This window comes from Streptomyces sp. SID5910 (genome assembly GCF_009862125.1).
GTDB lineage: Bacteria > Actinomycetota > Actinomycetes > Streptomycetales > Streptomycetaceae > Streptomyces.
This window is the reverse complement of the sequence record NZ_WWHX01000337.1, coordinates 1-6,174: the sequence shown is the minus strand read 5'-3', so window position 1 is coordinate 6,174 and position 6,174 is coordinate 1. Positions and strand designations below refer to the sequence as shown.

General features: G+C 74.3%; 7 protein-coding genes. 5 read left to right on the top strand and 2 right to left on the bottom strand.

Annotated elements, in window-relative coordinates; genetic code table 11:
- The first annotated feature begins 34 nt into the window (after nt 1-34).
- Nucleotides 35-706 carry a hypothetical protein gene (locus tag GTW67_RS11660; protein ID WP_272920484.1) on the top strand — a complete coding sequence of 224 codons (672 nt, stop codon included), beginning with the start codon at nt 35-37 and terminating at the stop codon, nt 704-706.
- Between the two features lie 79 nt (nt 707-785).
- On the opposite strand, the gene GTW67_RS11655 is transcribed toward GTW67_RS11660, so the two are convergent.
- Nucleotides 786-1,358 (bottom strand): TetR/AcrR family transcriptional regulator, encoded by a 573-nt coding sequence (locus GTW67_RS11655; RefSeq protein ID WP_161164728.1) that lies wholly within the window; start codon nt 1,356-1,358, stop codon nt 786-788.
- A 129-nt stretch (nt 1,359-1,487) separates the two neighbouring features.
- Between GTW67_RS11655 and GTW67_RS11650 the strand changes: the two genes are divergently transcribed.
- The 3 genes from GTW67_RS11650 to GTW67_RS37605 all read left to right on the top strand — a co-directional run bounded on the left by GTW67_RS11650 (nt 1,488) and on the right by GTW67_RS37605 (nt 3,826).
- Nucleotides 1,488-2,501: an NADP-dependent oxidoreductase gene (locus GTW67_RS11650; protein WP_202437117.1), complete on the top strand. Its 1,014-nt coding sequence runs from the start codon at nt 1,488-1,490 to the stop codon at nt 2,499-2,501.
- A 145-nt stretch (nt 2,502-2,646) separates the two neighbouring features.
- Nucleotides 2,647-3,312: a GNAT family N-acetyltransferase gene (locus GTW67_RS11645; protein ID WP_161164726.1), complete on the top strand. Its 666-nt coding sequence runs from the start codon at nt 2,647-2,649 to the stop codon at nt 3,310-3,312.
- 196 nt (nt 3,313-3,508) lie between these two features.
- The gene (locus GTW67_RS37605; RefSeq protein WP_237518793.1) at nt 3,509-3,826 is read left to right on the top strand and encodes a hypothetical protein; all 318 of its coding nucleotides are present in this window, start codon (nt 3,509-3,511) and stop codon (nt 3,824-3,826) included.
- 231 nt (nt 3,827-4,057) lie between these two features.
- On the opposite strand, the gene GTW67_RS11635 is transcribed toward GTW67_RS37605, so the two are convergent.
- Nucleotides 4,058-4,627, bottom strand: coding sequence for a TetR/AcrR family transcriptional regulator (locus tag GTW67_RS11635; protein ID WP_161164725.1), 570 nt, complete (start codon nt 4,625-4,627; stop codon nt 4,058-4,060).
- 105 nt (nt 4,628-4,732) lie between these two features.
- On the opposite strand from GTW67_RS11635, the gene GTW67_RS11630 reads away from it, so the two are divergent.
- Nucleotides 4,733-6,139, top strand: coding sequence for an MFS transporter (locus tag GTW67_RS11630; RefSeq protein WP_202437116.1), 1,407 nt, complete (start codon nt 4,733-4,735; stop codon nt 6,137-6,139).
- Nucleotides 6,140-6,174 lie beyond the last annotated feature (35 nt).

Sequence of the window (6,174 nt, the reverse complement as noted above, 5' to 3'; positions counted from 1 at the left end):
CCCGCCCGACCACCCCCCACCCCCGGACCCGGTCCTGCGGGCACCGGACCCGTCCCCGCACCTGGCCCCTGGGGCACCGTCCTCGCCCCCGGATCCCCGGCCGCCGTCCCCGCACGGGGCCCACCGCCTGCCGTCCGCCCGCCCGGCCCGCCGGTCGCCGTGGGTGCGCCTGCTGCCCGGCATCTCCTCCGAGCGGCGCGGCTTCGTCCTCGCCTGGTGGGGATTCGCCCTCACCTTCGGCGGCATGCGCCTGCTCACCTGGCTGATCCACATCGACGTGGCCGGCGTGGGGGACGTCCAGGCCGGCGGCGTGCACATCCACCACTACGTGTGGGGCATCCTGCTGCTCGCGGTGGTGGGGGCGGCGGGCCTGGTCAAGCGCTCGGCACGCGCGCGTGCCTGGATGGGGCTCGCCTACGGCGTCGGCATGGCCCTGATCGTCGACGAGGCGGCGCTGCTGATCAGCCTGGAGGACGTGTACTGGGACACCGAGGGCTGGGTCAGCATCGCGCTGGCCATCGCGCTGATCGCCGTGGTGGGAGGCGTGCTCGCGGTGACCCGCGGACGGCGTCCCCCGGCACGCGACCGGAACCGGGACCGCGACCGGAAGCGAGACCGAGGCCGGGACCGGGACCAGAAGCGGGACCGCGACCGGCACGACGGCTCGGCCGATGAGCGGAAACCGCCCCCGCGCCCGCGGCAGTGACGACGCCCCCCGCCCAATGCGGCGCGGCCCGGCCGCTCCACCGAGCCCGGCGGGAACCGGCCCCCGGGCGGCCTCCAGGTCAGCTGCTCCGGCCGCTATCGCCCCCCGCGCCCGTCAGGACGGCGTCCGCGACGAGGTCGAAGAGGCGGCCGGCGCGGGGCGCGAGCGCGGGCTGGTCACCGGTCCAGGCGAGCATGGCGATCAGCGCGAACAGGTCGTCGCCGTCGATGTCGCTGCGCGCCCCGCCCGCGGCCTGAGCCCGGGCGAGGAGGCGGGCACCGGCCGCGCGCAGGGTGACGCAGGAGGCGTGCAGTGCGGATGCGGGGTCCTCGATGGCGGCAGCCATCAGCACCGTCGCCCCCCGGTACTCGGTCGTCCACGCCACACAGTCGCGGACCCAGGAGACGAGGGCGTCCTCGGCCGCGTGCGCCGCCTCCAGCTCGCCCGCTCTGGCGGTCAGCTCGTCGAAGCTCGTGCGCAGCAGCGCCTCCAGCAGGGCTTCGCGGGTGGGGAAGTGCCGCAGCAGCGTCGCGAGCCCGACGCCGGCCCGGCGCGCGATGTCGCGCATCGACACGTCGATGCCCTGCTCGGCGACGGCGGCGCCCGCCACGGCGAGCAGATGGTCGCGGTTCCTCTTGGCGTCGGCCCGCATCGGTTCCCTCACTTGACGAAGCGGTTCACTGATCCATATATTCGGATCAGTGGTCCACTTATATGGATCGCTGATCCGAATCAGCGTACCCGCGTGCGCGGGCAGGGGAGAGCGATGCCGTCCCACACGATGAAGGCGCTCACGATGAAGGCGATCCGGCTGCACGAGTTCGGCGGCCCCGAGGTCCTGCGCTGCGAGGAGGTGCCGGTTCCCGGACCGGCGCCCGGCGAGGTGCTCGTGCGCGTGCACGCGGTGGGCCTCAACCCGCCCGACTGGTACGTGCGTGAGGGCATGCCCGGCATTCCGCCCGAGTTCCGGCCGCCCTTCGACCTGCCGCTGATTCCGGGGACCGACGTGTCGGGCGTCGTGGAGGCCGTCGCCGCCGACGTCCACGACTTCACGGCCGGCGACGAGGTGATCGCTCTGCTGCGCTTCCCCGTGCGGATGCAGAGCGGCGCGTACGCCGAGTACGTCACCGCACCGGCCGGCGACCTCGCCCGCAAGCCGGCCGGCGTCGACCACGTGCACGCCGCCGGACTGCCGATGTCGGGGCTGACGGCGTGGCAGTACCTGATCGAGGTCGGGCACGGCCACCCCTCCCCGTTCCAGGAGGCAAGGCACCGTCCGGCGGCCCTGAACGGCGAGAGCACGGTGCTGATCAACGGCGCCGCGGGCGGCGTGGGACACCTGGCCGTGCAGCTGGCCAAGTGGCAGGGGGCCCGCGTCGTCGCCGTGGCCTCCGGCACCCACGAGAGGTTCCTGCGCGAGCTCGGCGCCGACGAGTTCATCGACTACACCGCCCAGCGCCCCGAGGACGCCGTCCGGGACATCGACCTCGTCCTGGACACCGTCGGAGGCCCCGCCAGCCGGCGCTTCCTCCCCGTCCTCAGGCGCGGCGGCGCCCTGTACCCGGTGTACTTCGGCCAGTTCGACGACGAGGAGAACAGCAGACGGGGCGTCACCGTCACCGGCACCCAGGTGCGCGCGAACGGTGCCCAGCTCACCGAACTGGCGCGCCTTGCCGACGCGGGCACGCTCCGCGTCGCGATCGACAGCACTTTCCCGCTCACCGACGCCCGGGCGGCGCACCGGCGCGCCGCCCGGGGACACCTCCAGGGCAAGATCGTGCTCACGCTCCCGTGAGACCGCCCACCCCCACACGCTTCAGCGGGGGACAGGAGCATCGGCGCGCCCAGCGGCAGCAGTAGCGTCAGCCGGAGCGAACACCCCACCGCCCTGCCGGGGAGTGCCGCCCGAAGGCGCTGACGACACGAAACCAAAATTCCGCATGGCGCAGGCGCATGGCAGGCTCACCTTGACCGCGGTCGCCGAGGACCCGCTTGCCCTGACCCGGCGCCTGCGCAGGGACGACGGCCCGGACCTCCTCTTCCGCCCGCTCCGGCATGCCGACGCAGAGCGTCTGGCCGCCTTCCTCGAAGGGCTGTCCCCCGAATCGAGGCGGCTGAGCACCTTCGACGGGTACGACCTCGCCTCCGCCCGGGAGTCGTGCGACGCGATCGCCCGCTACGACAAGCTCAGACTGGTGCTGGAGGAGGTGCCGTCCGGCCGGATCGTCGGCCTTCTGGAAATCAGCCTGGTCCTCCACCCGTCGGACATCGCCCGCTATCGCGAGGCGGGCATCCGCCTGGAGGCGACAGACTGCCGCTTCGGCCCGACCCTGGCCGACGACCATCAGGGCAGGGGCACAGGGACACGGGTCTTCCCGCTCGTCCGGGACGTCGCACAGCGCTTCGGCAAGAAGAGGATCATCCTGTGGGGCGGTGTCCTCGCCGACAACCCGCGCGCCATCCGCTACTACGAGAAGCAGGGCTTCCAGACCGCCGGCTCCTTCACCGACACCGACGGCACGCGAGCGCTCGACATGATCCTCGACCTGGCGTCCGCCACAGCGCCGGTAACGGCCCGGGACGCCGGCCGGCCGCTCGACGGATGACCCGGAAGCGATGATTCCGGCCGCCCAGCGCAGTCCCAGCACCATGACCGGCCGAGAGGGCGGAGACGGGCAGGCTGCGCCAGGTCGCCGACGGCGTCTGGGTCCGCCGGAGCGACCGGCTCGGCATTGCGGTGGCCGCCGGGTTCTCCCCCCACCCCCACGGGACCACCTGCTGCGGCATCCCCGGTTCGGCGACGTGCCGCGCTACGCCACCCCCGCCACCCCCGCCCGCCTCGCCGGCCAGGCCCGGGAGCGGGCGCGAGCGACGGCCGCGCAGAGCGCGTCCGGCATCCCCGCCGGCCTGGTCGCGCTGGTCACCCCGCTGCCCGCGGACGGCGGACCGGTGCCGGGCGAGATCATCCAGCACCAGGCGCACGCGGCCGGCCACGCCGCGCGGCCGGCGTCCCTGAGCCCCTTGGTCATCTCGCTGGTGACCCGGTTGGCGAGAATCGCGCCGTCTTCCTCCCGGACCGGGGCGTCCAGCTCGCCGGCGACATGCTCTCCGACGTCCTGATCCCGCTCCTCGACCCCCGCCAGGACAATCAGGCGGAGGCCTACGAGGCCTACGAGGCCGCCGGGCACGCCGATGTCGTGGTCCCCGGGCACAGCACCGCCACCGAAGGAGCCGAGGTGGGCCCGCCTGGCCGCCGGCCGCGCCTGCCTCGACGCGCTCCGGTGAGGCGAGGAACCGGCCGGTGCCGCAGGCCGGCGGGCGGACAGCACCGGCCGCTTGCCCCCCGGGCCGTCACGAGAGCAGACGCTCGACCAGGCCCTCCACGTACTCCGCAGTGAGCGGGCCCGCACCGAACAGCACCCGGATGTACATCGGGGCCATGACGTGGTCGAGGACGGCCAGCGCGTCGGGGGCCCGCTCCCCGCGCTCGCGGGCCCGGTCGAGCATGGACTGCATCTGCCGGGCCCGTTCGGCGAGGAAGCCGTCGCGCAGGCGCAGGCCCTCGGGTCCGGAGCCGGACAGGGCGACGGCCAGGCGGAGCACGGCCAGCCCGTCGGGCCCGGTGATCTCGCGGGCCACCTGGGCCGCGTAGGTGCGCAGGTCGCCGGCCAGGGTCCCGGTGTCGGGCATCGGTGACCGCGCGTTGAGGCGGGTCAGCGTCACGTCGGTGAGCAGCGCCTCCAGGCTGCCCCAGCGCCGGTAGACGGTGGTGTCGGCGACTTTCGCGCGGGCCGCGACCTCGCTGACGGTGAATCCGCCGTACCCGCGTTCGCCCACCAGGTCGGTGACGGCCTGATGCACCGCCGCGCCGACGCGGGCACTGCGTCCGCCGGGCCGCCGGGTGCGCTGCTGCTCGTCCATGCCCCCACCTTAAAGCAGCCCGGACTTGCGTTTGCGGGCCCCGCCGCTCTACGGTCACCCTTAATGCAGCCAATAGCTGCTTTAAGTGGAGGGGGAGGGGACGTCATGCTCGTGGTGACCTGCCTGGGGCAGTTCATGGTGCTGCTCGACAACACCATCGTCGGCGCGGCACTGCCCGACATGCAGCACCGCCTGGACACCGGACTGACCGGCCTGCAGTGGATCGTCGACGCCTACGTCCTGCTGGTCGCCATGCTGCTGCTGTCCGGCGGCGTCTTCGCCGACCGCTTCGGCCGCAAACGCGTGTACCTGAGCGGTGTCGCGGTGTTCACCGCCGCGTCCGTGCTGTGCGCCGTCGCCCCCTCGGCCGGCTGGCTGGTGGCCGGACGGGTGCTGCAGGGGATCGGGGCCGCGGCCCTGAGCCCCGCCTCGCTCGCCCTCCTGGTGGCCGCGCACCCCGCCCCGCAGGAACGGATCAGGGCGATCGGGCTGTGGGCCGGGCTCAGCGGCATCGGCCTGGCCGCCGGGCCCGTGGCCGGAGGCGTCCTGACGCAGGCGTTCGGCTGGCCCGCGATCTTCCTGGTCAACGTGCCCATCGGCCTCGTCCTGCTGGCGGCCGGCCACCGCGTCCTGGGGGAGTCCCGTAACCCGGACGCCCGCGCCCTCGACCTCCCCGGCACCCTCCTGTCCGTCCTCGGGGTCGGCACCCTGGCCTGGGCCCTGATCGAAGGCGGCGCGCGCGGCTGGACCTCACCGGTGATCCTCGCCGGCTTCGCCGCGGCGGCCCTCCTCCTCGGCGCGTTCGCCGCCGTCGAGCGGCGCCGCCCGGCCCCGATGCTGCCCCTCGCCCTGTTCCGCCGGCGGCTGTTCACCGTCTCCAACGCGGCTATGGTCGTGGTGGGGTTCGCGCTGATGGGCTCGTCGTTCTTCTTCTCGCAGTTCTTCGTGTACGTCCAGGGCAGCTCGGTCCTGCGGGCCGGACTGCAGACCCTGCCCGCCACCCTCGCCATGGTCGTCGTCAGCCCCTTCGCGGGACGCCTCGCCGCCCGGTACGGCTACCGGCCCCTCGTCACCGGCGGCCTGGCGCTGGCCGGGCTCGGACTCCTCGCACTGGGCGCCGTGCACGCCGATACCGGCTACGCGCACGTGTGGTGGCGCCTGGCCACGGTCGGCGTCGGCTTCGCCCTGGCCATGTCCCCGCTGACCGGCGCCGCCATCCAGGCGGTCGACCCCGCGGAGGGCGGCCTCGCCTCGGGCATCAGCAGCACCGCGCGGCAGATCGGCGCGGTGCTCGGCGTGGCGGTGCTCGGGGCCGTGGTCCGCACCCGGCAGTCCGGCGGCGCCTCCTTCGAGGCCGGCCTCGACAGCGCCTTCACCGTGGCCGGAGCCGTCACCCTGGCCACCGCCGTATGCACCGCCCTGTGGCTGGCAAGCCCCCGCCCCACGCCCGCGCCCGCCCCGGCGCCGCAGCAGCAGGAACACCCGGGCCTCAGCACACGACAGCTGCCCTGAACCGCCTCCAGCCGCCCGCCGACAGCACCGTCCCC

Coding starts and splice junctions, on each gene's coding strand:
- GTW67_RS11655 (WP_161164728.1), bottom strand. CDS start 1,358: ATGCGGGCCGACGCCAAGAGGAACCGCGACCATCTGCTCGCCGTGGCG.
- GTW67_RS11650 (WP_202437117.1), top strand. CDS start 1,488: ATGAAGGCGCTCACGATGAAGGCGATCCGGCTGCACGAGTTCGGCGGC.
- GTW67_RS11645 (WP_161164726.1), top strand. CDS start 2,647: ATGGCGCAGGCGCATGGCAGGCTCACCTTGACCGCGGTCGCCGAGGAC.
- GTW67_RS11635 (WP_161164725.1), bottom strand. CDS start 4,627: ATGGACGAGCAGCAGCGCACCCGGCGGCCCGGCGGACGCAGTGCCCGC.
- GTW67_RS11630 (WP_202437116.1), top strand. CDS start 4,733: ATGCTCGTGGTGACCTGCCTGGGGCAGTTCATGGTGCTGCTCGACAAC.